The organism is Bacillus sp. AFS001701, from assembly GCF_002559405.1.
Taxonomy (GTDB): domain Bacteria; phylum Bacillota; class Bacilli; order Bacillales; family Bacillaceae_G; genus Gottfriedia.
Map to the genome: position 1 here is coordinate 1 of NZ_NTZO01000525.1, position 856 is coordinate 856.

Here is an 856-nt window from a genome sequence, read left to right on the forward strand (position 1 = left end):
AATAAATATTTTATTTTAAAATAACTTCATTTCATGTGCGATAACATAAAAGTGGTCAAGATAATGCAATTAAAAAATTAGAGATTCTTGTAGAGGTTTCTAAATTACTAAAATCGAAGAGGAACTAGGAATAAAAATCGTAAATCACTCAAGATTAGGTGCCAGATTAACAAAAGATGGTTTAAAAATCGCAGTAAAATCTTAAGAAGTCCTCCTAAAGAATTAAAAGACGTAGCACACAAATGTTTAGATACCCAAATCAGTAAACTTAGAGTTTCTATGGTTTCAGCAATTATCAACTAACGATTAACACCTTTAACGGAATTCAAAACCCTTCATTCAAACTTAACTATTGAAAAAATTTTAGAAAATACAACTGAGTGTACGATTGAAAAACTAAAAAAAAGTAAAATAGTGATCGGCATCAACTGTCTCTATGAAGGCATTTCAAAAGAATTAGAAAATTTTAATTCGACAGAATACTTGATGGTAAGTTGAAAGTTTATGAAAAAGTGATTCCCCTTTTGCAATCACAAAAAAATAACTCCCGAAGAATTACTACAGCAAAAAATCGTAATATATAACGGTGATTATACAAGATGGTTTAACTGTAATTTCGAACGGAACATCGGAAAACTAAATATTTTATTCTCTTCCAATCATACCGAGGAGATACTTCGGGCAATTCTAAATGGGAGCGCTGTTAGTTTTGCCCCTAATTTTTCTTTGAAAAATCATCCGCATATATTTTGATGGTAAAAACGTTGAAGTTAATCTCGTAAATTATGAACCTATAAACTCAACACTTGGTATAATATCTTCAAATAAGAAAAATTTATCGAAAACTGAAAAACAT

Annotated in this window: 1 pseudogene; it reads left to right on the forward strand. The window is 29.3% G+C overall.

The annotated features are described in order from the left end of the window. Positions 1-531: 531 nt before the first annotated feature. Positions 532-753: pseudogene (locus CN514_RS26930) on the forward strand (type 2 periplasmic-binding domain-containing protein); the annotation flags it as partial. Positions 754-856: the final 103 nt, after the last annotated feature.